General features: G+C 68.9%; 2 protein-coding genes. Both read left to right on the top strand.

Annotation, left to right across the window (positions count from 1 at the left end):
* Positions 1 to 279: winged helix-turn-helix domain-containing protein (locus EOA24_RS37620; RefSeq protein WP_189354581.1), on the top strand; the 279-nt coding region annotated here is incomplete at its 5' end.
* Positions 276 to 1,526, top strand: a 1,251-nt coding sequence (locus tag EOA24_RS37615) for a sensor histidine kinase (RefSeq protein ID WP_133374900.1), incomplete at its 3' end; no start/stop codon positions are given. The genes EOA24_RS37620 and EOA24_RS37615, both read left to right, overlap by 4 nt.

Raw genomic sequence — 1,526 nt, 5'->3', positions numbered from 1 at the left:
TTCGCCCCCAACCCCCGCCTGTTCTCGCTTGCCGGCGCGACGCTGTCGCTGACGCCGCGCGAGCACGCGGTGCTGGAACAGTTGGTCGTCAAGGCCGGACGCACGGTGAGCAAGGCGGCGCTCTCGGCGGCGATCTACGACTTCGACACCGACGCCGACCCAAGCGCCATCGAGATCTACGTGCACCGGCTGCGCAAGAAGCTCGAGGGATCGCGCGTCCAGATCGCCACCTTGCGCGGCCTCGGCTACCTCTTGCGTCACGACGATCCGGCGCCATGAGAATCGGCAGTCTTCGGATCGGCAGCCTTCGGATCCAATTGCTGGCTTGGGTGGTGCTGCCGCTGGCCGGTTTGGCCGCCATCAATCTGTGGACCAGCCAGCGCAACGCCCTGGCGACGGCGGACCTCGTCACCGACCGCATGCTGGTAGGCTCGGCGCGCGCCATCGCAGAGCAGGTGGCGATGGCCGACGGCGTGCTCGACGCCATCGTGCCGCCGGCGGCGATCGAGATGTTCGACACAGGCGACCGCGACAGCGTCTATTATCGCGTCGAGACCGCCGGCGGACGGTTGCTGACCGGCTACCCCGACCTGCCCGTGGCGTCGGAGCGGAACAGCATCGAAGCCTCCTATCGCGATCATCCGCTGCGCCTGGCAACGCTCAGCCATGCGGTGATCGGCGCCGGCGCGGATTCGCCCATCAAGGTCACGGTCGGCGTCACGCTCGCCGGCCATGACGCGATGGTGAAGCGGCTGTGGCTCAGCGCCTTCGCCCAGCAGCTTGCCTTGGTGGCTATTGCCGGCGTGTTCGTGCTGCTCGGCCTGCGCCGCGGGCTGGCGCCGCTGATCCGGCTGCGCGACGCCGTGCGTTCGCGCAGCCGCAGCGATCTCGAGCCGGTCGAGGTTCCGGGCGCGCAGAGCGAGATCCGGCCGCTGATCGAAGCGCTCAACGCCTATATGCAGCGCGTGCGGGCGCAGATGGCGGCGCAGCGGCGCTTCATCGCCAATGCCGCGCACCAGCTGCGCACGCCGCTGGCGCTCTTGTCGACACAGGCAAGCTATGCGTTGCGGGAGACCAAGGCCGACCGGCGCCAGGAGGCGCTGGTGGCGCTGCAGACGAGTTCCGGCAAATTGGCGCGGTTGGCCGAACAGCTGCTTACGCTGTCGAGAGCGGAACCCGGCAGCCGGCGGCCGCGCGCCGACCGTATCGACCTCACCGAAGCCGCCCGCCAGGTGCTGGAAGCGCAGGCGCCGGCGGCGATCAAGCGCGATATCGACCTCGGCCTCGATGAGAACGGACCGGTGCCGGTGATCGGCGACGGCACGATGCTGCGCGAGATGATCGTCAACCTGGTCGACAATGCTCTGCGCTATTCCAGGCCAGGCGGCAGCGTCACTGTGAGGCTCGCCGCCTTGGATGGCGAGGCGGTAGAAGCGCTCGAAGACATGCTCCCGCTCTTCAGGTGGGATTCCCGGACCGGCATCGCTCACCATGAGCACCGCCTCGCCGGCGCGACCGAGGAAGGC

It is taken from the genome of Mesorhizobium sp. M2A.F.Ca.ET.039.01.1.1, assembly GCF_003998035.1.
Lineage (GTDB): Bacteria > Pseudomonadota > Alphaproteobacteria > Rhizobiales > Rhizobiaceae > Mesorhizobium.
This window is presented reverse-complemented; position numbering and strand designations above follow the sequence as displayed.